Origin of the sequence: Burkholderia sp. F1 (genome assembly GCF_050813845.1) — a bacterium.
In the GTDB taxonomy this organism is placed as follows: Bacteria; Pseudomonadota; Gammaproteobacteria; order Burkholderiales; family Burkholderiaceae; genus Burkholderia; species Burkholderia ubonensis.
Genome location: NZ_CP172421.1, coordinates 2946206 through 2968634 on the forward strand (window position 1 = coordinate 2946206; position 22429 = coordinate 2968634).

A 22429-nucleotide genomic window follows, 5' to 3' on the forward strand; every position below is an offset into this window, starting at 1 on the left:
AAGGCCGGACACCTGTCCGGCCTTTTTGCTTCTCATTCTCATCCCGCCGCGTTGGCCGCTCGGACGAGCGCGGGAAACTTGGCATTTCGCTTTCGAGCGATTATCGTTCGGGTTCCGAAGCCCCACAATCAAGAAGGAAACAAGCCATGCAAGGCGACAAGAAAGTCATCGAATATCTGAACGCCCAGCTGAAGAACGAGCTGACGGCGATCAACCAGTACTTCCTGCATGCGCGCATGTACAAGCACTGGGGTCTCGAGAAGCTCGGCAAGCACGAATACGACGAGTCGATCGGCGAGATGAAGCATGCGGACTGGCTCATCGAGCGCGTGTTCATGCTCGACGGCCTGCCGAACCTGCAGGACCTGCACAAGCTGCTCGTCGGCGAGGAGACCGAAGAAATCCTGAAGTGCGACCTGAAGCTCGAGCAGATCTCCCAGGCAACCTGCAAGGAAGCGATCGCCTATTGCGAGTCGGTTCGTGACTACGTGTCGCGCGAAATCTTCGAAAAGATCCTCGACGACACCGAAGAGCACATCGACTGGCTGGAAACGCAGATCGACCTGATCGGCAAGGTCGGCATCCAGAACTACCAGCAGACGATGATGGGTTCGCCCGAGTAAGCGCATTCCCCCGCCCTTCCCCGCCATTGCAGACCACCTGAGCATGCCGACGCCTTCCGTCATCGCCACGACGGCCGCCGCGGGCGCGCCCGTCGGCGTCTTCGATTCCGGGCTGGGCGGCCTGTCGGTGCTGCGCGCCGTGCGTGCGCAACTGCCCGATGAATCGTTCGTCTACGTCGCCGATTCGCGCAACGCGCCCTATGGCCCGCGCGACGAGGCGTTCATCACGGAGCGCACGCTGGCGATCGGCGAGTGGCTCGCGCGCGAGGGCGCGAAAGCGCTGGTCGTCGCATGCAACACCGCGACGGCGCAGTCGATCGCCGCCATCCGCGAACGTCTCGCGATCCCGCTCGTTGGCGTCGAGCCGGGCATCAAGCCCGCGGCAGCCTTGTCCGCGAGCGGCATCGCGGGCGTCCTCGCGACCCAGTCGACGCTCGGCAGCGCGCGCTTCCAGGCGCTGCTCGACCGCTACGGCGCCGGCCGCCGCTTCATCTGCCAGCCCGGGCATGGGCTCGTCGAGGCGGTCGAACGCGGCGACACGGACTCGCCCGCGTTGCGCGCGCTGCTCGACGGCTACCTGCAGCCGATGCTCGATGCCGGCGCCGATACGCTCGTGCTCGGCTGCACGCACTACCCGTTCTTCACGGAAACGATTCGTGACCTTGTCGGCGACCGCCTGACGATCGTCGACACCAGCGACGCGATCGCCCGCCAGCTCGCGCGCGTCCTCGACGAACGCGGCCTGCGGGCGCCGGCCGGCACCCGGGCCGCGCCGCCGCGCTTCTGCTCGACCAGCGACGGCCGGCAGCTGCGCGCGCTCGCGTCGACCCTGCTCGGCCTCGACGCGCCGGTCGAATCCGTCACCATTTCCTCGCCAAACGCACACGCGTGCACGGCCGCCTGACGCCCCCATCCGCCCCCTGCTCCGTCAGTAACCCCTCTAAGGGTCTGGTTTTGTTACAAAAAAGCCGGATGCGGGCTTGTCAACGCCGGCAAATTTAATGATAATAATTCGCATTAACGTTAGCTATCGCACTCATCATGATCGTCTGCGTGTGCAAGTCTGTATCCGATCGCACGATTCGCGCGTCCCTCGCGGAAGGCGTGCATTCTTTCGATGAACTCCAGTTCGAACTCGGCGTGGCCACCTGCTGCGGCAAGTGCGAGGAGTCCGTGCGCGACATCATGGCCGAGCAAGGCGTCTGCGCGAGCCGGTGCGGTGTCGAGCATCATGCTCACCCGATTCCCGTAACGTTCTACGAGCGCAAGGCGGCCTGACCCGCGCCGAGTGCGTGTGCGGCTCAGGCCGCATTTTTTGTTTTGCCCGTCAGCAAGCCAGCATCAGCGCGAGCCAACGGCCTACCTGTCAAGGAGCCTGTTATGGAATTGCTGATCGGATTTGTTACCACCGTGTGCATCTCGTTGTTGATCTTCCGCAAGTGATGGCACGTCACCCCGCCGCCCTCCGCGGGCAGCGCCGTTCTTTCTAGCTAACATGCAGGCTTCGCATTCCGCTCCAGCCGGCGCCTGGCCGGCTGCCCCCCGTATGAATCCCCGAGTCATCGCTGCTGCGGTCGGCGTGGTCGCCGTGCACACCGTCCTGCTGACGGCGGCCTGGCTCCATCGCAACGCACTGCCGGAGAAATCCGTCGAGGTCCAGTCGATCACCGCGCAGCTGATCACGCCCGCGCCGATCGCGCAGCAGGTCGCGGCCGAATCGATCCCGCAACCGGCCCCGCCGAAGCCCACGCCGCGCGTGAAGCCCAAGGTCGAGCCGAAGCCGGTGCCGAAGGCGTCGAAGCCGACGGCGCAGCCGGTTGCGCCGTCGCCCGTGCCGTCACCGACGCCCGCCCCCTCGGCCGACCCGACGCCTGCGCCTGCCGCACCGGCTGCCGCCGCGCCGTCGGCCGCGCCCGGCCCCGCGCGCGAGACGATGGACGTCAGCGCGCCGAAGAATGTCCCGACGCTCCAATGTGTGTTCGTGAAGCCCGACTATCCGTCGATGTCCCGCCGCCGCGGCGAATCGGGCACCGCGTCCGTGCATTTCGTCGTCGGCGTGACGGGCAAGGTCGAGAGCGTCGAGCTGCAGAAGAGCAGCGGCTATCCGCGCCTCGACGAGGCCGCTCTCGCCGCGATGCGCGCGTCGACGTGCCGTCCCTATATCGAGAACGGTCAGGCGATCCGCGCTGCCCGTACCCAGCCCTACAACTTCGGGCTCACCGACTAACACTGCCTCATCCGGAAGATTCGAAAGGAATAAAAATGCAAAGCTACGGTATCGCGCACGTCTGGGCGCAAGGTGATTTCGTCACACGCTTCATCGCAATCGCATTGCTCGTGATGTCGATCCTGTCGTGGATGGTGATCGTCATCAAGGGCTGGAACGTGATTCGCCTGAACCGCCTCACGAAAAACGCCGAGCAGGCGTTCTGGCATTCGGACGACTTCGACGACGGCATCAAGAAGCTCGGCCAGGCCGCGTCGACGCCGAGCGACAACCCGTTCCTCGCGCTCGCGCTCGCCGGCAAGGAAGCCGCCGATCACCATCACCAGACGCAGCCGCATCTGCATGACCGGATGGACGTGTCCGACTGGATCACGCGCTGCCTGAAGGACACGATGGACGAAGGCATCGCGCGCATGCAGGGCGGCCTCGCGGTCCTCGCGTCGATCGGCAGCACTGCCCCGTTCGTCGGGCTGTTCGGCACGGTCTGGGGGATCTACCACGCGCTGCTCGTGATCGGCGCAACCGGCCAGACGTCGATCGACCAGGTGGCGGGCCCGGTCGGCGAATCGCTGATCATGACGGCCTTCGGCCTGTTCGTCGCGATTCCCGCAGTGCTCGGCTACAACGCGCTTACCCGCGCGAACAAGGGTGTCGTCAGCAAGCTGCGCCGCTTCGCGCACGGCCTGCATGCGTACTTCGTGACGGGCGCGCGCCTCGCGTCGTCGTCCACTCGCGACGGCCTGCGTCTCGCGGCCCGCGCCAGCTGAAGCGGGGTGAACGATGGCAATGAACACCGGTTTCAGCGACGATGACGACGACAGCGTGATGAGCGAGATCAACATGACGCCGCTCGTCGACGTCATGCTCGTACTCCTGATCATTTTCCTGGTGACGATCCCGGCGATGCAGCACGCGGTGAAGATCGACCTTCCGCATGCGAGCAGCCAGCCGGTCGAAGACAAGCCGCAAACGGTCGATGTCGCGATCGAGGGCGACGGCACGATCCTGTGGGACGATCAGACGGTGACGCGCGAACAGTTGCAAGCGCGCATTGCCGAGGCCGCGCAACGCAAGCCGCAACCCGAGTTGCACCTGCGCGCGGATCGCAAGGTTGCCTACGAGCGAGTTGCCGAGGTGATGTCCGATGCGCAGGCCGGCGGCCTGACGAAGCTCGGCTTCGTGACGGAGCCGAAGGCAAAAGCAAAGTAACGCGCGCCAGGACCCACAAAGTAAAAGGCCTTCATCGCCAGATGAAGGCCTTTTTTCATGCGCACGCGGGCGCCTTCGGGCGGCGGGCTCTTCGGCGGTATCGGTTGCGCCTCGAGCAACGCAAATGCGGCTACCGTGGTCTGCACGGACTGCGCTTTCTGCCCTATCTGGCTCGCAACATATGCGGCCACCGTACTCCGCTCAGAACATCCTGTGCGAATTGGGATTCCAATATAGGCCTGCCGGCCCGCGCATTCAAGGCTTCGCCGATTGAAACTTGCGATTGCAAACGACGCTTCAATGACAAAACAAATTTGCAGTGCTTGAAGGTCCGCGTCACGCGGCCGACGCATCCTCGGCCATCTGTTTCGCACGCTCCGGGCAGCCCGGCTGCTGGTAATTGCCGTGGTCGAGCTTCTCGACCAGGTAGTCGACGAACGAGCGCACCGCGGGCGGCATCCCCTGCCTTGAAACGAACACCGCATAGAGCTGCGGCACCGGCAGCGTCCAGCCCGGCATCACCGGCGAAAGCTGCCCGGCGCGCAGCGCGTTGCCGTACATCATCTCCGGCAACGCCGCGATCCCGACGCCGTCGAGCACGGCCTCACGGATCGTCATCAGGTCGGCCGTCACGAGGCGCGGATCGTGTTCGTGCACGTGCTTCGTCCCGTCCGGCGCGATCAGGTTGAACACGTGCCGCCCGTCGACGCTCGGCGTATCGAGCGTCTCGAAACGGGCGAGATCATCGGGCACGAGCGGCGGTGCATTCTGGCTCAGAAGGCTCGGCGCGCCGACCAGCATCTGTTCGGTCCGCCACAGCGGCCGCACGATGATATTCGCGTTTTCCGGCGGCTCGGAGCGCACCCGCAGCGCGACGTCGATCGAATCCTCGAACAGGTCGATCACGCGATTCGTCACGCGAACATGCACTTTCACTTCCGGGTAGCGATGCAGGAATTCGGGCAGGATCCGCGACAGCATCGTCTGCGACACCGTGACCGGCACACTGACCCGCACCGAACCGCGCGGCGACGCGCGCAACTGCTGCACCGCGTTCATCGCGGCCTGCGCCTCGGCAAGCATCGCCTGACAGTGCTGATAGAACAGCTCGCCGGCCTCGGTCAGCGCCAGCTTGCGGGTCGAGCGCTGCAGCAGGCGCACGCCCAGCGACGCCTCGAGCTCGGTCAGGCGCCGCGACAGGCGCGACTTCGAGATCCCCAGCACACGTTCGGCCGCCGAGAAGCCGCCGTGCTCGACGACCTGCGAAAAGTACATCAGGTCGTTCAGGTTATGTGCGTCGATATTCATGTCATCGTTCCAATTCCAGAACAATCCATTGCGAACTGAGCTGAATTAATAGGCAAACCGCCCAATATAATAGCGCTACGTTTCAAAAATAGCGCTATTCCATAGTTCCGAGGCCCGCCGCATGACGACCGATCGCTCGCTTGACCGCACCTATCCCGCCCTACGCACGACCGAAGGCGGCGGCTTCGTGGTCCACCGTCCGTTTCCGACCCGGCTGCTGATGGATTTCGATCCGTTCCTGCTGCTCGACGAAATGGGCCCGGTCGACTACGGCCCCGACGAGGCCAAAGGCGCGCCCGACCATCCGCATCGCGGCTTCGAGACCGTGACCTACGTGCTCGACGGACGCTTCCAGCACCGCGATTCCGCCGGTCACGCGGGCGCGCTCGGCCCGGGTGACGTGCAGTGGATGACGGCCGGCGCCGGCGTCGTGCACAGCGAGATGCCGGACCCGGCGTTCGCCCGCACCGGCGGCCGCTCGCACGGCTTCCAGCTGTGGGTCAACCTGCCGCGGCGCGACAAGCTGATCGCGCCGCGCTACCAGGAGATCACTGCCGACCGCATTCCCGCAGCGACGTCGCCGGACGGACGCGCACGGGTCCGGGTGATCGCCGGCGAAGCGTTCGGCGTCAAGGCGGCCATCGAGACGCGCACGCCGATCCTCTACCAGCATTTCACGCTCGAGCCGGACGCGACGGTCACTCAACCGGTGCCAGCCGGCTATCGTGTATTCGCGTACCCAATAGCCGGCGCCGGCCTCTACGGGCCGGACCGGCAGGCAATCGACGCCCGCCACATGGTCATCTATCGCTGCGACGGCGACGCGGTCACGTTTTCCGCCGGTGCGGAGCCGCTCGACCTGCTGCTGATCGGCGGCGTGCCGCTCAACGAGCCGATCGTGCGCTACGGCCCCTTCGTGATGAGCACCGAGGATGAGATCCGGCAGGCAGTGGCCGACTACCAGAGCGGACGCATGGGCCGCATTGCATCCTGACTGTGTCGATTCGGGGACGCGGGTGCCGCGATCGCGCGGGATTTGCGTCACAATAGGTTCTTGAACCACGTGGCGCCCGCCACCACCAGGAACCCGTCCCCTTGAACTTCGAACACCTGATCCAGATCAACGCCGACGATCCGGCCGTGCCCATCCTGACCCGTGACCAGCTGTGGGAAGGGCTCGTGCTGCGCGCCGAGCAGCCGCAGCTGTTCGTGATCGGTCTCGACAGCTGCGTCGTCCACGAACGGACCGCGACGACACTCGAGCGCGAACTGCACTTCGGCAACGCGACCGTGCGCGACCGCGTGACGTTTGCGCCGAACCAGCAAGTCCGCTACGACATCCACGCGGCGGACGGCGAGATCGGCGGCTCGCTGACGATGACGATCGAGGAACGCGAAGACCAGCAACTCTTCCTGCGTTTCGAGTACCGTACGACGCTGGCTGTCAGCAACGACACCGAAGACGCGCGGCAGACCCACGAGATCGTCAAGGAAGCGTATCGCACGTCGGATATCGACACCGTGCGGCTGATCCGCGAATACGCGCAGGGACGCAAGGATCCCGATCCCCTGCACTGACACGGCGGAGGCGACCGCATGCGGCCGCCTCTTTGATTCGTCCTATCAGATTCAAGGTTTCGATCAATAAAGAGTTTTGGTAAATGGGAATGGTTATCATTTAGAATTCATTCCATCGCATCGACATTGACCGATCAACCGAATGACCGACACCACTCGCTCGAGCACGCTGACCTTGCGTCGTACCACCGGCGCCCCAGGCGGCAGCCGCCAGAAGACGGCAGCGGTCACGACGCCGGCGAAGCCCGGCGTCACAAGCAGCGACACCGGCACGCGAGTCGTCAGCAGCGATGCGTTGCTGCAGGGCCGCAGCCATGTCAGCATCGCGCACAACGGGGAAACCTATCAGTTGCGCGCCACGCGGCTCGGCAAGTTGATCCTGACGAAGTAGTACGCAGTACAGAGTATTGTGGGGACCACCTCCCTGAGAGGTGTTGGGCATTAGCCAGCGTAACGGCTTGCACGCGAGATCTAGACCCCTTCGTGCAAACACACTCAAGCAGCCGTTACAGCAAGCCAAGCCATTTTTTTTTGGTTCTCGCAGCAAAAACAAAAGCGACACGTCGAAGAACGTGTCGCTTTTTTCATTTCACGCGCGGCATGGGGCGCGGCGGTCTCCGCACACGCCCTCTTCGGTCAGAAACGCGCGAAGCCCCAGAACATCAGCCACCACGCGCTGTCGATGACAGCAAGTGCAACGGCAAACCATGCGAATGCCGCCACGCGGCGCGGCCAGGCCGCATAACGCCCCGTCACCTGCCACGCCAGCCAGGCGCTCCACGCGTTTGCCGCGACCAGGATCGCGATGCGCACGTCCGACGCCCAGCCGAGCGGCACGTGTTCGGCACGCAGCAGCGACAGCGTCGTCGCCGACAGGCCGAGGAACACGCCCGCACCCGCGATCGGAATCAGCGACTGCGCGAGATGGTGAACCCGCACGCGATCGAAGCGACCGAGCATCAGCGTCGCGCAGGCCAGCACGACGAGCAGCGCCGTGCCGTACACGAGCCCCGTGCCGACGATGTAGCTGATGATGAGCCCGCCGTCGAGCCACGAGAACACGTCGTTGCGATCCGGATAATGCGTGAGCAGGAACCACGGCGCATTGGTCTCGAGCGGCCACGTGATGTCGCGATCGATCAGCCAGCCCGCGAGCCATTGCTTGATCTGCACGAACCATGGGCTGACGGTCCAGTGGAACGCGCCGATCGCGACGCCGAGCAGGCCGTACAGGATCAACGCGGTGTCCCACGGATTCGCCTGCTGCGCGCCGAGCTTCACGATCTCATCGGACGGCGACCGCCACGACAGCGAGATCGCGTCGCGGTGCCCGCTGCAGCGGCCGCACATATGGCACGCCGCCGCGCCCTTCATGTTGCGCAACGGCACGAGCGGCGCGCAATTGATCGGAATCACGCGATGCCCGTGCTCGCCGTTCTTGTACGAACGGCGCCATGCGTCCTCGTCGACCTTGTAGCGCATCGGCGCGAGCCGCGCGAGCAGCCCGAACACGCCGTTGACCGGGCACAGGTACTTGCACCACACGCGCTTCTCGCGGCCGTACAGCACGCCGATCACGATCGCGCCGACGGTCGAGCCGCCGAGCACGAACAGCACCGCCAGCGGATACTGGTACACGCTGACCATCTGCCCGTAGATCGTCGTGATCCCGAACGCGACGAACGGCCAGCCGCCCCACCGCATCCAGCGCGGAATCGCGCCGCCGCGACCGAACTTGCTCGCGTATTCGGTGAGCGCGCCCTCCGGACACAGAACACCGCACCATACACGGCCGAGCATCACCATCGACAGCAGCACGAACGGCCACCAGATGCCCCAGAACACGAATTCCGCGGCGAGCGTGAGGTTGCTCCACAGATGTGCGGAATCGTCAGGCAGCGGCATGATCGCCGGCACGATGATGAGGAACGCATAAACGGCCACGACGCCCCACTGGACACCGCGGATCAGCGTGCCGTGGCGCTGCATCCACTGGCCGGCCCGGGCGAGCCAGCCCGGTTTTGCGCCAGCGACGGTACTCATGCAGCGCGCCCCGCGGCTGCGGCCGGACGCCGGCTCGCGCGCTTGAGCAGCAGCCAGACAACCGCCCAGTACGCCGCGTACGCGATCAGGTTCATCAGCGCCGGATGCGCGCGATAGCCGGTCAGCGTCGCGACCAGCGAACCGAACGTGCCGGAATCGTCGAGGATGGCCGACGTATCCCACACCTGCGACATGCCGAGCGGCAGGATTTCCTTGTCGATCAGCTTGTCGACGCCGGTCTGGAACAGGCCCGCGCCGAGGAGCAGCAGCATCACTTCAGTGACGCGGAAGAAATGCCGCCACGAGAAATACTTGCCGCCGAGCTGCAGCAGATAGAAAGTCAGGAACGCGAGACCGAGACCGATCACGACGGCGAGCATCTGGCTGCCGTCGACATGGCCCGACTGGCCGAACCCGAGGCCGTACAGGAAAATCACCGTTTCGCTGCCTTCGCGCGCGATCGCGAGCGCGACCAGCACCGCGACGCCCCACCAGTTCGAATCGCGCGTGCTCTGCTGCAGCGACTGCTCCATGTCGCGCTTCAGCGTGCGACCGTGCTGGCGCATCCACAGCACCATCTGCACGATCAGCACGCACGCGACGAGCACCATCGCCGTCTGGAAATAGTCCTGCGCGTCACCGGACAGCACCTCGGTGAACCCGACGAGCGCGGCGCCGAGCCCGACGGCCATCAGCAGCCCGACCGCGACGCCTGTCCACAGATACGGAATGCCGCGACGCGCGTCGTCGTCGCCGTTCTTCAGCCACGCATAGAGAATGCCGACGACGAGCAGCGCCTCGACGCTCTCCCGCCAGACGATGAACAAGATCTGACCCATCGATACCTCCCTGACATGCGGGACACTCAAACGCCCGCACGCAGACAAAACTGCATTACTTCGCGACGATTACGCCCTGCGCCTGCTGGTGGAAATCGTCGAAAAACTTGTATTCACCCGGCGAAAGCGGTGCGACGACCACGAACGAGTCGGCGCCCGGTGCGAGCACTTTCTCCTTGCGCAATTGCACGCTTTCGAATTCGGCGGCGCCCTTGCCGGTGTTCCTGATCTCGATCTTGAAGCGCTGGCCGGCCGGCACCTCGATGCGCGCCGGATTCAGCTTGCCGTCCGCCATCTCGAGCTTGAACGTCGGCAGATCGGCGGCCTGCGCGGCGCCGGCGAGCAACAGCGCGGCGGCCGCGGCGACGAATTTCTGGGGAAATTTCATTCTGGTTTCTCTACGACGACGGCGCGCCCGAGGCGCGCCGTCCGTTATGCCACCGATCAGTAACCACCCTTCTTGCCGATGCCGGCGAACGGGAAGTCGTATTCGAGCGTGATGGGCTTGAACCACTGGCCCACGCCGGTTTCCTTGTCGACGTGGCGGCCGAAGGCCATGTGGCCCGTCTGCATCGGCGGCTTGACGACCATCGTCAGGTGATACTTGCCCGGGCCGTTCAGCTTCACGTTGTCGCCGTAGTGCGGGCCGTCGCTCGCGACCATGCCCATCAGGTCGCCTTCCGACTTCCACTTCGCATCGCCCTGCTTCGTCAGCTTGTAGGTGACCTGCAGGTACGGCATCCAGTCGCCTTCGGCGAAGCCGGTCGGGTTGTTCTTGACCGCGTGGATGTCGGCCTCGAGGTGGATGTCCGAATCCGATGCCTTGCGCATCATCCCTTCCGGATCCATCGTGATCGGCTGCAGGTAAACCGCGCCGATTTCCATCCCGCCCTGGATCTGCTGCTTGCCGATCGGATATTCGGCGGCGGATGCCGACATGGCGGCCAGCGCCGCCGCTACCGCAACCGAAGTGCGGATGAACGAAGAACCCAACATGGACACTCCTTGTTTTTATCTGACACAAGTGCGGCCGCCCGGCTGGTCGGCCCACCGACAAACACTAACGCGATGAAGAACGCTAATGCGAACAATTCTCAATAATGGCGAAGTTTAGCACCGAACGCGTACGGGGACAAACCGGCAACCACGTAAAACCCTGATACGACAAGGCTTACAGGCAGGTTACCGGCCGTCTTCGGTAACAGTTGGAGAGATTTACCGGACGCCGCTCACGTGGTCGCCGACATTCGCGCCGAACACGCGCTCGCGCAACAGCGCAAGCTGGTCGCGCGTGGCGGCCGCCTTTTCGAACTCGAGGTTCTTCGCGTAATCGGCCATCTGCTTCTCGAGGCGCTTGATTTCCTTCGCGATCTGCTTCTCGGACATGTCCTCGAACTTCGCGCGCTGCTGCGCTTCCTTCAGTTCCGCACGCGCCTCGTCGGCGTTGTAGACGCCGTCGATGATGTCCTTGATCCGCTTCACGACGCCGCGCGGCGTGATGCCCATCTGCTCGTTGTACGCGATCTGCTTCGCGCGGCGCCGCTCGGTTTCGCCGATCGCGCGCTTCATCGATTCGGTCATCGTGTCCGCGTAGAGGATCGCCTTGCCGTTCACGTTGCGCGCCGCGCGGCCGATCGTCTGGATCAGCGAGCGCTCGGCCCGCAGGAAGCCTTCCTTGTCCGCGTCGAGGATCGCGACGAGCGACACTTCCGGAATGTCGAGCCCTTCGCGCAGCAGGTTGATCCCGACCAGCACGTCGAACGTGCCGAGCCGCAGGTCGCGGATGATCTCGACGCGCTCGACCGTGTCGATGTCGCTGTGCAGGTAGCGCACCTTGACGCCGTGATCGGCGAGGAATTCGGTGAGCTGCTCGGCCATCCGCTTCGTCAGCACGGTGATCAGCACGCGCTCCTCGGCCTTCACGCGCGCGTTGATCTCGGTCAGCACGTCGTCGACCTGCGAGCTCGCCGGCCGCACTTCGATCTCCGGATCGACGAGCCCGGTCGGCCGCACGACCTGCTCCGCGATCTGCCCGGTCACGCGCTTCTCGTAGTCGGCCGGCGTCGCCGACACGAAGACCACCTGGCGCATCTTGCGCTCGAATTCGTGGAACTTGAGCGGCCGGTTGTCGAGCGCCGACGGCAGCCGGAACCCGTAGTTGACGAGGTTCTCCTTGCGCGCGCGGTCGCCGTTGTACATGCCGTTCAGCTGGCCGATCAGCACGTGCGACTCGTCGAGCAGCATCAGCGCGTCGGGCGGCAGGTAGTCGACGAGCGTCGGCGGCGGCTCGCCCGGCGCCGCGCCGGAAAAGTGCCGCGAGTAGTTCTCGATGCCCTTGCAGAAGCCGAGCTCCTGCAGCATCTCGAGATCGAACCGGGTGCGCTGCTCGAGGCGCTGCGCCTCGACGAGCTTGTTGTCGCCGTGAAAGAACTCGAGGCGCTCGCGCAGCTCGTCCTTGATCGTCTCGACCGCGCGCATCACCGTGTCGCGCGGCGTCACGTAGTGCGACGACGGATACACGGTGAAGCGCGGAATCTTCTGCCGCACGCGGCCCGTCAGCGGGTCGAACAGCTGCAGCGTCTCGACCTCGTCGTCGAACAGCTCGACGCGCACGGCCATCTCCGCGTGTTCGGCCGGAAAAATGTCGATCGTGTCGCCGCGCACACGGAACGTGCCGCGCTGGAAATCCTGCTCGTTGCGCGTGTACTGCATCGCGATCAGCCGGGCGATTACTTCGCGCTGGCCAAGCTTGTCGCCCGCGCGCAGCGTCAGGATCATCTGGTGGTATTCGGACGGGTTGCCGATACCGTAGATCGCCGACACCGTCGCGACGATCACCACGTCGCGACGCTCCATCAGGCTCTTCGTCGCCGACAGCCGCATCTGCTCGATGTGCTCGTTGATCGACGAGTCCTTCTCGATGAACAGGTCGCGCTGCGGCACGTACGCTTCCGGCTGGTAGTAGTCGTAGTACGACACGAAGTACTCGACCGCATTGCGCGGGAAGAACTCGCGGAACTCCGCGTAGAGCTGCGCGGCGAGCGTCTTGTTCGGCGCGAACACGATCGCCGGGCGGCCGAGCCGCGCGATCGTGTTCGCCATCGTGTAGGTCTTGCCGGAACCGGTCACGCCGAGCAGCGTCTGGAACGAGAGGCCGTCCTCGATGCCTTCGACGAGCGTCGCGATCGCGGTCGGCTGGTCGCCGGCAGGCGGATACGGTTGATACAGCTGGAACGGCGACCCGTCGAAGGTCACGAATTTCGATTCGTCGAGCGCGTCGCCGACGTCGGCATGATGTTCGGACATGGAATGCGGCCGGAACCAAGACAAAAGAGCATTCTAGCGCTTCGTGGACGGACGGACTGCTGCCGGCTCCTGACGCGCGCGGACGGCCGCCCATCGCCGATCGACGCGTCACGATGCGAAAAAAAGCCGCGAATTCGCTACAATGGCGAACTGCTGCGCTTTCGGCGTCGTACCCGTCCGCGCGCGGCCCGCCGCGCCCCCGCCCGATGAAAGCCTGACCCTCTTTTCACTACTGCCGAACCATCATGTCGCTCTTCTCCGCTGTCCAGCTTGCTCCCCGCGACCCGATCCTGGGCCTGAACGAAGCCTTCAACGCCGATACCCGCTCGACCAAGGTCAATCTCGGCGTCGGCGTGTACACGAACGAGGAAGGCAAGATTCCGCTGCTGCGCGCGGTCCGTGAAGCGGAGAAGGCACGCGTCGACGCCGGCCTGCCGCGCGGCTACCTGCCGATCGACGGTATCGCCGCGTACGACGCCGCCGTGCAGAAGCTGCTGCTCGGCAACGATTCGCCGCTGATCGCCGCAGGTCGCGTGGTGACGGCGCAGGCACTGGGCGGCACGGGCGCGCTGAAGATCGGCGCCGATTTCCTGCGCACGCTGAACCCGAACGTGAAGGTCGCGATCAGCGACCCGAGCTGGGAAAACCACCGCGCGCTGTTCGAAGCGGCCGGCTTCGAAGTCGTCGCCTACCCGTATTACGACGCGCAGACCAACGGCGTGAACTTCGAAGGCATGCTGTCGGCGCTGAACGGCTATGAGCCGGGCACGATCGTCGTGCTGCACGCGTGCTGCCACAACCCGACCGGCGTGGACCTGACCGACGCGCAATGGCAGCAGGTCGTCGACGTGGTCAAGGCGCGCAACCTCGTGCCGTTCCTCGACATCGCGTACCAGGGCTTCGGCGACAGCATCGACGCCGACGCGGCAGCCGTGCGACTGTTCGCCGCAGCCGACCTGAACGCATTCGTGTCGTCGTCGTTCTCGAAGTCGTTCTCGCTGTATGGCGAGCGTGTCGGCGCGCTGTCGATCATCACGTCGAGCAAGGACGAAGGCGCGCGCGTGCTGTCGCAGCTCAAGCGCGTGATCCGCACGAACTACTCGAACCCTCCGACGCATGGTGGCGCGGTGGTTGCCGCGGTGCTCGCGTCGCCGGAACTGCACGCATCATGGGTGCAGGAACTCGGCGAAATGCGCGACCGCATCCGCGCGATGCGCAATGGTCTCGTCGAGCGCCTGAAGGCGAGCGGCGTCGACCGCGACTTCAGCTTCATCAATGCACAACGCGGGATGTTCTCGTACTCGGGCCTGACGTCGGCGCAAGTCGACCGCCTGCGCGACGAGTTCGGCATCTACGCGGTCGGCACGGGCCGGATCTGCGTCGCCGCGCTGAACACGCGCAACCTCGACGTCGTCGCCAACGCGGTCGCGGCCGTCCTGAAGTAATTCGCCGGCACGCAAGACGGCATCTTTCGGTGCCGTCCTGCCGACATGAAAAACGCGCTCCACGGAGCGCGTTTTCTTTTGCGACTTGCCGGCTGCGATCCGCGCGGCTTACTGCATGAACCAGCCGTGACTGACGACGACGGACTGGCCGGTCAGCGCGGCGCTCGGGAATGCCGACAGGAACAGCACCGTCTGCGCGACGTCCTGCACCGTCGTGAACACGCCGTCGACCGTGTTGCCGAGCATCACCTTCTTCACCACTTCGTCTTCGCTGATCCCGAGCTCCTTCGCCTGCTCCGGAATCTGCTTGTCGACGAGCGGCGTGCGCACGAAGCCCGGGCACACGACGTGCGAACGCACGTTGTGCTTCGCGCCTTCCTTCGCCAGCACGCGCGCAAGCCCCAGCAGCCCGTGCTTCGCGGTCACGTACGCCGACTTCAGCGGCGACGCCTCGTGCGAGTGCACCGAGCCCATGTAGATCACGACGCCGCCGCGATCGTCCTTGTACATGTGCTTGAGCGCCGCCTTGGTGGTCAGGAACGCGCCGTCGACGTGGATTGCCTGCATCTTCTTCCAGTCGGCGAACGAGTAGTTCTCGATCGGGTTGACGATCTGGATGCCCGCATTCGACACGAGGATGTCGATCGAGCCGAACGTTTCGGCCACCTTGTCGATGCCGCTGTTGACGGCGTCCTCGTTGGTCACGTCCATCGCGACGCCGATCGCCTTGCCGCCCGCCTGCTTGATTTCTTCAGCCACGGCGTTTGCGCCGTCCTGGTTCAGGTCGGCGATCGCCACTGCCGCGCCCGCCCTCGCCAGTTCCAGCGCGATTTCCTTGCCGATGCCGCTTGCGGCGCCCGTCACCACCGCGACCTTGCCGCTCAAATCCGCTGCCATGCTCGTCTCCTTCGATCCTGGGTCAATAAAGCGCCGGTGCGCCGCGCGGGTGCGCGATCGCCGGCGGGCAAGCCGCTATTGTGCATGATCCGCTTCCGCCATTCGCGCCCAAAGCGTCTAAGCTTAAGGTCGGTCCTGCACGCAGGAGGCACGCATGAAATATCGACGACTCGGCCGCGCCGGGCTGCAGATCAGCGAGCTCTCGCTCGGCTCATGGGTCACGTACGGCAACCAGGTGGACCAGCGCGCGGCGCGCGAGTGCCTTGCGGCAGCACGCGATGCCGGCGTCAATTTCTTCGACAACGCCGAGGTCTATGCCGGCGGCGCGTCCGAGGAAATCATGGGCCACGCGCTCAAGTCGCTCGGCTGGCCGCGCGTCAGCTATATCGTATCGACGAAGTTCTTCTGGGGGCTCGCCGAGGCGCCGAACCAATACCACACGCTGAACCGGAAATATCTGCTGAACGCGATCGACGGGTCGCTGCAACGGCTGCAGCTCGACTACGTCGACCTTGTCTACTGTCACCGTCCGGACCCGCAGACGCCGATCGAGGAAACCGTCTGGGCGATCAGCGACATGATCGCGCGCGGCAAGGCGCTGTACTGGGGCACGTCCGAATGGAGCGCGGACGAGATTCGCGCGGCGTGCGAGATCGCCGAACGGCATCACCTGCGCAAGCCGGTCGTCGAGCAGCCGCAATACAACCTGTTCCATCGCACGCGGGTCGAGCAGGAATATGCACGCCTCTACGACGATTACGGCCTCGGCCTCACGACCTGGAGCCCGCTGGCGTCGGGCCTCCTGACAGGCAAGTATCGACACGGGGTGCCGCCCGGCAGCCGCGCGCAAGTGCAGGGCTACGACTGGCTGCGCGAGAGGCTGACCGATCCGGCCCGGAACGATATCGTCGAAAAGCTTGGCAGGATCGCCGCGGAGCTCGGCTGCAGCGTCGGCCAGCTGGCGATCGCGTGGGTGCTGGCCAATCCGCACGTGAGCTCGGTCATCACCGGCGCGTCGCGGATCGAGCAGATCGCCGACAACGCGCGTGCACTCGACGTCGTTGCAAAGCTGACGCCGGATGTCCTGCAGCGCATCGAGGATCTGGTGGGCACGGCGTACGAATAAAAGGCGATCGTCGACCACTCGCGTACAATACGCGGCCTCATCGACGCCCGTCTCGCCGGCCGCACTTGGCCGGCCACGCCTCGCCGGCCGCGTCCGATCAACAGGTTTTCATCGATTCACTTCCGTTCCAGGCAGCCCGCAATGCTCAGTTATCGTCACGGTTTTCACGCAGGCAATCACGCAGACGTGCTCAAGCACGCCGTCGTCGTCCAGCTGCTGCGCTACCTGAACAAGAAAGACAAATCGTACTGGTATGTCGATACGCACGCGGGCGCAGGCGTGTATTCGCTCCGCGAAGGCTATGCGGCCAAGACCTCGGAATTCGACACCGGCATCGGTCGCCTGTGGAATGACAAGAATCTGCCGCCGGTGCTGGCCGAGTACCTCGACGAAGTACGGGCACTGAACGACGACGGCGAATTGCGCTACTACCCTGGCTCGCCGTATCTCGCGTGGCGGCTGATGCGAGAACAGGACCGGATGAGGCTGTTCGAGATGCACAGCACCGAAATCGACGTGCTGCGCCACAATTTTCGTGACGCCGGCCGGCGCGCGATGATCTTTTCGGGCGACGGGTTCGAGGGCATCAAGGCACTGCTGCCGCCCGCACCGCGCCGCGCGCTCGTGCTGATCGACCCGTCCTACGAGGACAAGAAGGATTACGCACGAACGCTGGCATGCGTGACGGAATGCCTGAAGCGGTTCGCGACAGGATGCTATGCGATCTGGTATCCGCAGGTCGCCCGTACGGAATCCCAGCGTTTCGCCGAGCAGCTGAAACGGTTGCAACCGGACAACTGGCTGCACCTGACGCTGACGGTATCGAATCCGCCGGCGGACGGGCTCGGTCTCTATGGCAGCGGGATGTTCATCCTGAATCCGCCTTTTACCCTCGCCGAGAATATGAGGGAAACGCTGCCCTACCTCGTCGAAACACTGGGGCAAGATGGCGGCGCCCGGTGCGAGATCGAGCACCGGGGCAACTGAGCGACGCGCCGATCGGCTACGGATGGCGCGGCTGGGGTTGCGGCGACGGGAGCGGTTGACCGGCAGGCGGCGCACTCCATCCCGGGACGTTGATGTACGGTGCGACGAACACCGGAATCGACGAATTCGGCGCTTGCTCGGCCGGCGTTCGCATTCTCGCGGGCTCGACGATCGGCTCGCGCGACAACGGCGCAGTCTGCAAAATCAATCCGCCCTTTCCGTCCTGGATCCCGCGTTGTGTGTCGAGAATCAGCGGCTGCGAGGCCGTCGCGGCAAAACCGGCCAATGCGTGAATAAACAACGCGCCGGCCAGACCAACGCGCACAAGTGATACTCCGTACCCATCAGCGATACGCAAGCGCATGATTTTGCCCTTCAGGTTGTAAAACAGGCCCATACCATAACGCCATGCGGCCGGCTTCACCAGATACATCGCACAAAAAACAAAGCCCCGTCGATACGGGGCTTGCTTTATGTTCGGCGCCACCGGCGCCTGATGACGACTCCGATTACAGCGAGTAGCCATTCGTTTCCAGCGAGCGGATGCGATGCTCGAGCTGGACGATGTCCGACGACGTCGCGAGATAGGCCTCACGGCGCTCGCGCTCTGCGGATTCGAACCAGGTGCTCAGCTTTTCAACGATGTAGGCAATCATGATGTTCTCCAAGGAAGGGGGAACCCTGGCGAATCAGACTTCAGGGGTTTCCCGTATAGGGTTATCCCTGATTATAGCGATGCCGCACCAAGATGCTAGTGAAATGGTTGCATGGAAGTCATTCCAAATTGGAATGACACGCCGGAAGCGCATCGCAACCCATTGATTTCATTGAAACTGCAATATCCCCCAGTTCGCCCCCTCGAGTCCATGCACTATTCTGGTTCGGAAACGGGGTCAGCAAGGCGCGCCAAAATCGGGCACTCCGGCCGATCGTCGCCATTACAGTGCGCGGCCAGGTCGGCCAGCGTGTTGCGCATGTCGGTCAATTCCGCGATGCGCTCGTCGAGTTCGGCGACGTGTCCAAGCGCGATCGACTTCACCTCGGCACTGGCGCGGGATCGGTCTTGCCAGAGCGTCAGCAACTTGCGGATATCTTCGACGAGAAAGCCGAGGTGTCTGGCCTGACGGATGAAACGCAGGACATGGATTTCGTCTGCACCGTAGATCCGATAACCGGAGTCGCTCCGCTTGGCCGGCATGAGAAGACCGACCTGCTCGTAATAGCGGATCATTTTTGTGCTGACCCCGGATGCGCGCGAGGCATCTCCGATGTTCATTCCACACCCTCTCGTCGAGTACGCGTTTCGATTTGCGAAGCGCCGCCCTTCGCGTTCCCGGCGGCAACCTGATCGTATCAAATCATGTCGATTCGTTCCGGGCCGGGTCGCGGTTGCACGTTAGAGGGGGGCCGCCGTGCAAATCCGGCGCAGAAATGCAAAAACCCCCGCCTTTTGGGCGGGGGTTTCTGGCTTAGGGAGCCTGACGATTACCTACTTTCACACGGGAATCCGCACTATCATCGGCGTAGAGTCGTTTCACGGTCCTGTTCGGGATGGGAAGGGGTGGGACCGACTCGCTATGGTCATCAGGCAAAGAGGGTTGTCGCGCGGCTTCGCAGCGCGACCAATCTTGGAAGAAGCAGTAATTTAGGTTGTGCGTATCGCACACATCGCGGTCATTCAACCGCTGTAAAACAGACTTGTTATAGGATCAAGCCTTACGGGCAATTAGTATCAGTTAGCTGAACGCATTACTGCGCTTACACACCTGACCTATCAACGTCCTGGTCTCGAACGACCCTTCAAGGGGATCTAGTCCCCAGGGATATCTCATCTTAAGGCGAGTTTCCCGCTTAGATGCTTTCAGCGGTTATCTCTTCCGAACATAGCTACCCGGCGATGCCACTGGCGTGACAACCGGTACACCAGAGGTTCGTCCACTCCGGTCCTCTCGTACTAGGAGCAGCCCCCTTCAAATATCCAACGCCCACGGCAGATAGGGACCAAACTGTCTCACGACGTTTTAAACCCAGCTCACGTACCTCTTTAAATGGCGAACAGCCATACCCTTGGGACCGGCTACAGCCCCAGGATGAGATGAGCCGACATCGAGGTGCCAAACACCGCCGTCGATATGAACTCTTGGGCGGTATCAGCCTGTTATCCCCAGAGTACCTTTTATCCGTTGAGCGATGGCCCTTCCATACAGAACCACCGGATCACTATGACCTGCTTTCGCACCTGCTCGACTTGTCGGTCTCGCAGTTAAGCACGCTTATGCCATTGCACTATCAGCACGATTTCCGACCGTACCTAGCGTACCTTCGTACTCCTCCGTTACGCTTTGGGAGGAGACCGCCCCAGTCAAACTGCCTACCATGCACTGTCCCCGACCCGGATCACGGGCCAAGGTTAGAACCTCAAACAAACCAGGGTGGTATTTCAAGGACGGCTCCACCGAAACTAGCGTTCCGGTTTCATAGCCTCCCACCTATCCTACACAGATCGGTTCAAAGTCCAATGCAAAGCTACAGTAAAGGTTCATGGGGTCTTTCCGTCTAGCCGCGGGTAGATTGCATCATCACAAACACTTCAACTTCGCTGAGTCTCGGGAGGAGACAGTGTGGCCATCGTTACGCCATTCGTGCAGGTCGGAACTTACCCGACAAGGAATTTCGCTACCTTAGGACCGTTATAGTTACGGCCGCCGTTTACCGGGACTTCAATCAAGAGCTTGCACCCCATCATTTAATCTTCCGGCACCGGGCAGGCGTCACACCCTATACGTCCACTTTCGTGTTTGCAGAGTGCTGTGTTTTTATTAAACAGTCGCAGCCACCAGTTTATTGCAACCCCTTCACCCTTCCAGCGCAGGCTGGTCAAGCTACAAGGGCGTACCTTATCCCGAAGTTACGGTACCAATTTGCCGAGTTCCTTCTCCCGAGTTCTCTCAAGCGCCTTAGAATACTCATCTCGCCCACCTGTGTCGGTTTGCGGTACGGTCATCGTTAGACTGAAGCTTAGAGGCTTTTCTTGGAACCACTTCCAATTGCTTCGCTTCCTAAGAAGCTCGCGCCACACCCTTGAATTCCGCGCCCGGATTTGCCTAAGCGCCTTCTCCAATGCAGCGACCGGGACTTCCAACACCCGGACAACCTTCCGCGATCCGTCCCCCCATCGCATCTAACAATGGTGCAGGAATATTGACCTGCTTCCCATCAGCTACGCATTTCTGCCTCGCCTTAGGGGCCGACTCACCCTACGCCGATGAACGTTGCGTAGGAAACCTTGGGCTTACGGCGAGGGGGCCTTTCACCCCCTTTATCGCTACTCATGTCAGCATTCGCACTTCCGATACCTCCAGCACGCTTTTCAACGCACCTTCGCAGGCTTACGGAACGCTCTCCTACCATGCGTGCCAAGCACGCATCCGCAGCTTCGGTATATAGCTTAGCCCCGTTACATCTTCCGCGCAGGACGACTCGATCAGTGAGCTATTACGCTTTCTTTAAAGGGTGGCTGCTTCTAAGCCAACCTCCTGACTGTTTTAGCCTTCCCACTTCGTTTCCCACTTAGCTATATTTGGGGACCTTAGCTGGCGGTCTGGGTTGTTTCCCTCTTGACACCGGACGTTAGCACCCGATGTCTGTCTCCCGTGATTGCACTCTTCGGTATTCGGAGTTTGCTATGGCGGGGTAATCTGCAATAGACCCCCCAACCATGACAGTGCTCTACCCCCGAAGGTGAGACACGAGGCACTACCTAAATAGTTTTCGGAGAGAACCAGCTATTTCCAAGTTTGTTTAGCCTTTCACCCCTATCCACAGCTCATCCCCTAACTTTTCAACGTTAGTGGGTTCGGACCTCCAGTACGTGTTACCGCACCTTCATCCTGGCCATGGATAGATCACTTGGTTTCGGGTCTACGCCCAGCAACTGAACGCCCTATTCGGACTCGCTTTCGCTACGCCTGCCCTATACGGTTAAGCTTGCTACTGAACGTAAGTCGCTGACCCATTATACAAAAGGTACGCCGTCACCCCTTGCGAGGCTCCGACTGTTTGTATGCATGCGGTTTCAGGATCTATTTCACTCCCCTCCCGGGGTTCTTTTCGCCTTTCCCTCACGGTACTGGTTCACTATCGGTCGATCACGAGTATTTAGCCTTGGAGGATGGTCCCCCCATCTTCAGACAGGATTTCACGTGTCCCGCCCTACTTGTCGTACACTTAGTTCTTTCATACTGTTTTCGCCTACAGGGCTATCACCTGCTATGGCCGCACTTTCCAGAGCGTTCGGCTAACAATACAAATAAAGAGTACAAGGCTCATCCCATTTCGCTCGCCACTACTTTGGGAATCTCGGTTGATTTCTTTTCCTGCGGTTACTTAGATGTTTCAGTTCACCGCGTTCGCTTCACATAGCCTATGTATTCAGCTATGGATACTCCAAAAGGAGTGGGTTTCCCCATTCGGACATCTACGGATCAAAGCTTGTTTGCCAGCTCCCCGTAGCTTTTCGCAGGCTACCGCGTCCTTCATCGCCTGTGATCGCCAAGGCATCCACCACATGCACTTGTTCGCTTGACCCTATAACGAGTCTGTCTCGTTACAGGTTGAGTTCTCGCGTTGTGCCGTATTCCAATTGAGCCGAACATGAAGTTCGAATCATCTTGAGATACATCGATACAATCACAACCCGGATAGTTTTCACGTCCATCTCAAAGACGCTTCCGCTATCCAAATTACTTACTTCTTCCAGATTGTTAAAGAACGACAGCCGATATGGTGTTACTCATATCACTCTGACTGGCTCAATCGCCAATGACAAGGATTCGACCACG

Annotated in this window: 22 protein-coding genes and 2 rRNA genes; 12 read left to right on the plus strand and 12 right to left on the minus strand. The window is 62.5% G+C overall.

What is annotated here, in order from left to right; translation table 11 throughout:
* The first annotated feature begins 146 nt into the window (after positions 1–146).
* From bfr to ACFIMZ_RS13835, 6 genes are all read left to right on the plus strand, one after another.
* A complete protein-coding gene (gene bfr, locus ACFIMZ_RS13810) occupies positions 147–623 on the plus strand; it encodes a bacterioferritin (protein ID WP_010095804.1) in 477 nt (158 codons plus the stop codon).
* Positions 624–666: 43 nt separating this feature from the next.
* The gene (gene murI / locus ACFIMZ_RS13815; RefSeq protein WP_431820013.1) at positions 667–1527 is read left to right on the plus strand and encodes a glutamate racemase; all 861 of its coding nucleotides are present in this window, start codon (positions 667–669) and stop codon (positions 1525–1527) included.
* Between the two features lie 137 nt (positions 1528–1664).
* Positions 1665–1901 carry a (2Fe-2S)-binding protein gene (locus ACFIMZ_RS13820; RefSeq protein WP_431820014.1) on the plus strand — a complete coding sequence of 79 codons (237 nt, stop codon included), beginning with the start codon at positions 1665–1667 and terminating at the stop codon, positions 1899–1901.
* 217 nt (positions 1902–2118) lie between these two features.
* Entirely contained in the window at positions 2119–2850 is a 732-nt protein-coding gene (locus ACFIMZ_RS13825) for an energy transducer TonB (protein ID WP_431820015.1), read from the plus strand.
* Between the two features lie 35 nt (positions 2851–2885).
* Positions 2886–3617 carry a MotA/TolQ/ExbB proton channel family protein gene (locus ACFIMZ_RS13830; RefSeq protein ID WP_431820016.1) on the plus strand — a complete coding sequence of 244 codons (732 nt, stop codon included), beginning with the start codon at positions 2886–2888 and terminating at the stop codon, positions 3615–3617.
* A 13-nt stretch (positions 3618–3630) separates the two neighbouring features.
* Positions 3631–4059, plus strand: coding sequence for an ExbD/TolR family protein (locus ACFIMZ_RS13835; protein WP_431820017.1), 429 nt, complete (start codon positions 3631–3633; stop codon positions 4057–4059).
* Positions 4060–4395: 336 nt separating this feature from the next.
* Here the strand turns inward: ACFIMZ_RS13835 and ACFIMZ_RS13840 are convergent, their stop codons facing one another.
* Positions 4396–5367 (minus strand): LysR family transcriptional regulator, encoded by a 972-nt coding sequence (locus ACFIMZ_RS13840; protein WP_431820018.1) that lies wholly within the window; start codon positions 5365–5367, stop codon positions 4396–4398.
* A gap of 121 nt (positions 5368–5488) precedes the next feature.
* On the opposite strand from ACFIMZ_RS13840, the gene ACFIMZ_RS13845 reads away from it, so the two are divergent.
* The 3 genes from ACFIMZ_RS13845 (at position 5489) to hemP (ending at position 7336) form a co-directional block, all read left to right on the plus strand.
* Positions 5489–6361 carry a pirin family protein gene (locus ACFIMZ_RS13845; RefSeq protein ID WP_431820019.1) on the plus strand — a complete coding sequence of 291 codons (873 nt, stop codon included), beginning with the start codon at positions 5489–5491 and terminating at the stop codon, positions 6359–6361.
* 101 nt (positions 6362–6462) lie between these two features.
* Positions 6463–6945, plus strand: coding sequence for an SRPBCC family protein (locus ACFIMZ_RS13850; protein ID WP_431820020.1), 483 nt, complete (start codon positions 6463–6465; stop codon positions 6943–6945).
* A 142-nt stretch (positions 6946–7087) separates the two neighbouring features.
* On the plus strand, positions 7088–7336 hold the full coding sequence (gene hemP, locus ACFIMZ_RS13855; RefSeq protein ID WP_431820021.1) for a hemin uptake protein HemP: 249 nt from the start codon (positions 7088–7090) through the stop codon (positions 7334–7336).
* A gap of 245 nt (positions 7337–7581) precedes the next feature.
* Here hemP and ACFIMZ_RS13860 read toward each other — a convergent pair whose 3' ends face one another.
* From ACFIMZ_RS13860 to uvrB, 5 genes are all read right to left on the minus strand, one after another.
* Positions 7582–8988, minus strand: coding sequence for a 4Fe-4S binding protein (locus tag ACFIMZ_RS13860; protein WP_431820022.1), 1407 nt, complete (start codon positions 8986–8988; stop codon positions 7582–7584).
* The gene (locus ACFIMZ_RS13865; RefSeq protein ID WP_431820023.1) at positions 8985–9827 is read right to left on the minus strand and encodes an FTR1 family iron permease; all 843 of its coding nucleotides are present in this window, start codon (positions 9825–9827) and stop codon (positions 8985–8987) included. The genes ACFIMZ_RS13860 and ACFIMZ_RS13865 overlap by 4 nt, the downstream gene beginning before the upstream one ends.
* 55 nt (positions 9828–9882) lie before the next feature.
* The gene (locus tag ACFIMZ_RS13870) at positions 9883–10215 is read right to left on the minus strand and encodes a cupredoxin domain-containing protein (protein ID WP_010090024.1); all 333 of its coding nucleotides are present in this window, start codon (positions 10213–10215) and stop codon (positions 9883–9885) included.
* A gap of 56 nt (positions 10216–10271) precedes the next feature.
* Positions 10272–10823 (minus strand): iron transporter, encoded by a 552-nt coding sequence (locus tag ACFIMZ_RS13875; protein WP_431820024.1) that lies wholly within the window; start codon positions 10821–10823, stop codon positions 10272–10274.
* A 219-nt stretch (positions 10824–11042) separates the two neighbouring features.
* Positions 11043–13133 carry an excinuclease ABC subunit UvrB gene (uvrB, locus tag ACFIMZ_RS13880; protein ID WP_431820025.1) on the minus strand — a complete coding sequence of 697 codons (2091 nt, stop codon included), beginning with the start codon at positions 13131–13133 and terminating at the stop codon, positions 11043–11045.
* Positions 13134–13378: 245 nt separating this feature from the next.
* Between uvrB and ACFIMZ_RS13885 the strand changes: the two genes are divergently transcribed.
* Positions 13379–14578: an amino acid aminotransferase gene (locus ACFIMZ_RS13885; RefSeq protein ID WP_431820026.1), complete on the plus strand. Its 1200-nt coding sequence runs from the start codon at positions 13379–13381 to the stop codon at positions 14576–14578.
* Positions 14579–14686: 108 nt separating this feature from the next.
* Here ACFIMZ_RS13885 and ACFIMZ_RS13890 read toward each other — a convergent pair whose 3' ends face one another.
* A complete protein-coding gene (locus ACFIMZ_RS13890; RefSeq protein WP_431820027.1) occupies positions 14687–15475 on the minus strand; it encodes a 3-hydroxybutyrate dehydrogenase in 789 nt (262 codons plus the stop codon).
* Positions 15476–15629: 154 nt separating this feature from the next.
* Here ACFIMZ_RS13890 and ACFIMZ_RS13895 point away from each other — a divergent pair, with 154 nt between their 5' ends.
* A complete protein-coding gene (locus ACFIMZ_RS13895; protein WP_431820028.1) occupies positions 15630–16601 on the plus strand; it encodes a potassium channel beta subunit family protein in 972 nt (323 codons plus the stop codon).
* Positions 16602–16742: 141 nt separating this feature from the next.
* Entirely contained in the window at positions 16743–17588 is an 846-nt protein-coding gene (locus ACFIMZ_RS13900; RefSeq protein WP_059535909.1) for a 23S rRNA (adenine(2030)-N(6))-methyltransferase RlmJ, read from the plus strand.
* A 16-nt stretch (positions 17589–17604) separates the two neighbouring features.
* Here ACFIMZ_RS13900 and ACFIMZ_RS13905 read toward each other — a convergent pair whose 3' ends face one another.
* The 5 genes from ACFIMZ_RS13905 to ACFIMZ_RS13925 all read right to left on the minus strand — a co-directional run bounded on the left by ACFIMZ_RS13905 (position 17605) and on the right by ACFIMZ_RS13925 (position 22175).
* A complete protein-coding gene (locus tag ACFIMZ_RS13905; RefSeq protein WP_431822494.1) occupies positions 17605–17985 on the minus strand; it encodes a hypothetical protein in 381 nt (126 codons plus the stop codon).
* A 112-nt stretch (positions 17986–18097) separates the two neighbouring features.
* A complete protein-coding gene (locus ACFIMZ_RS13910; protein ID WP_010090032.1) occupies positions 18098–18244 on the minus strand; it encodes a DUF3563 family protein in 147 nt (48 codons plus the stop codon).
* A 215-nt stretch (positions 18245–18459) separates the two neighbouring features.
* Entirely contained in the window at positions 18460–18864 is a 405-nt protein-coding gene (cueR, locus tag ACFIMZ_RS13915) for a Cu(I)-responsive transcriptional regulator (protein ID WP_431820029.1), read from the minus strand.
* A gap of 200 nt (positions 18865–19064) precedes the next feature.
* Positions 19065–19177 (minus strand): 5S ribosomal RNA (gene rrf / locus ACFIMZ_RS13920).
* Between the two features lie 116 nt (positions 19178–19293).
* Positions 19294–22175: ribosomal RNA gene (locus tag ACFIMZ_RS13925) — 23S ribosomal RNA — on the minus strand.
* Positions 22176–22429: the final 254 nt, after the last annotated feature.

Bases quoted from the DNA above. Each gene is read 5' to 3' on its own strand.
- ACFIMZ_RS13830 (WP_431820016.1), top strand. From the start codon at position 2,886: ATGCAAAGCTACGGTATCGCGCACGTCTGGGCGCAAGGTGATTTCGTC.
- cueR (WP_431820029.1), bottom strand. From the start codon at position 18,864: ATGAACATCGGAGATGCCTCGCGCGCATCCGGGGTCAGCACAAAAATG.
- ACFIMZ_RS13840 (WP_431820018.1), bottom strand. From the start codon at position 5,367: ATGAATATCGACGCACATAACCTGAACGACCTGATGTACTTTTCGCAG.
- bfr (WP_010095804.1), top strand. From the start codon at position 147: ATGCAAGGCGACAAGAAAGTCATCGAATATCTGAACGCCCAGCTGAAG.
- ACFIMZ_RS13835 (WP_431820017.1), top strand. From the start codon at position 3,631: ATGGCAATGAACACCGGTTTCAGCGACGATGACGACGACAGCGTGATG.
- hemP (WP_431820021.1), top strand. From the start codon at position 7,088: ATGACCGACACCACTCGCTCGAGCACGCTGACCTTGCGTCGTACCACC.
- ACFIMZ_RS13845 (WP_431820019.1), top strand. From the start codon at position 5,489: ATGACGACCGATCGCTCGCTTGACCGCACCTATCCCGCCCTACGCACG.
- ACFIMZ_RS13885 (WP_431820026.1), top strand. From the start codon at position 13,379: ATGTCGCTCTTCTCCGCTGTCCAGCTTGCTCCCCGCGACCCGATCCTG.
- uvrB (WP_431820025.1), bottom strand. From the start codon at position 13,133: ATGTCCGAACATCATGCCGACGTCGGCGACGCGCTCGACGAATCGAAA.
- ACFIMZ_RS13825 (WP_431820015.1), top strand. From the start codon at position 2,119: ATGCAGGCTTCGCATTCCGCTCCAGCCGGCGCCTGGCCGGCTGCCCCC.
- ACFIMZ_RS13820 (WP_431820014.1), top strand. From the start codon at position 1,665: ATGATCGTCTGCGTGTGCAAGTCTGTATCCGATCGCACGATTCGCGCG.
- murI (WP_431820013.1), top strand. From the start codon at position 667: ATGCCGACGCCTTCCGTCATCGCCACGACGGCCGCCGCGGGCGCGCCC.
- ACFIMZ_RS13875 (WP_431820024.1), bottom strand. From the start codon at position 10,823: ATGTTGGGTTCTTCGTTCATCCGCACTTCGGTTGCGGTAGCGGCGGCG.
- ACFIMZ_RS13910 (WP_010090032.1), bottom strand. From the start codon at position 18,244: ATGATTGCCTACATCGTTGAAAAGCTGAGCACCTGGTTCGAATCCGCA.
- ACFIMZ_RS13890 (WP_431820027.1), bottom strand. From the start codon at position 15,475: ATGGCAGCGGATTTGAGCGGCAAGGTCGCGGTGGTGACGGGCGCCGCA.
- ACFIMZ_RS13905 (WP_431822494.1), bottom strand. From the start codon at position 17,985: ATGGGCCTGTTTTACAACCTGAAGGGCAAAATCATGCGCTTGCGTATC.
- ACFIMZ_RS13865 (WP_431820023.1), bottom strand. From the start codon at position 9,827: ATGGGTCAGATCTTGTTCATCGTCTGGCGGGAGAGCGTCGAGGCGCTG.
- ACFIMZ_RS13860 (WP_431820022.1), bottom strand. From the start codon at position 8,988: ATGAGTACCGTCGCTGGCGCAAAACCGGGCTGGCTCGCCCGGGCCGGC.
- ACFIMZ_RS13895 (WP_431820028.1), top strand. From the start codon at position 15,630: ATGAAATATCGACGACTCGGCCGCGCCGGGCTGCAGATCAGCGAGCTC.
- ACFIMZ_RS13900 (WP_059535909.1), top strand. From the start codon at position 16,743: ATGCTCAGTTATCGTCACGGTTTTCACGCAGGCAATCACGCAGACGTG.
- ACFIMZ_RS13870 (WP_010090024.1), bottom strand. From the start codon at position 10,215: ATGAAATTTCCCCAGAAATTCGTCGCCGCGGCCGCCGCGCTGTTGCTC.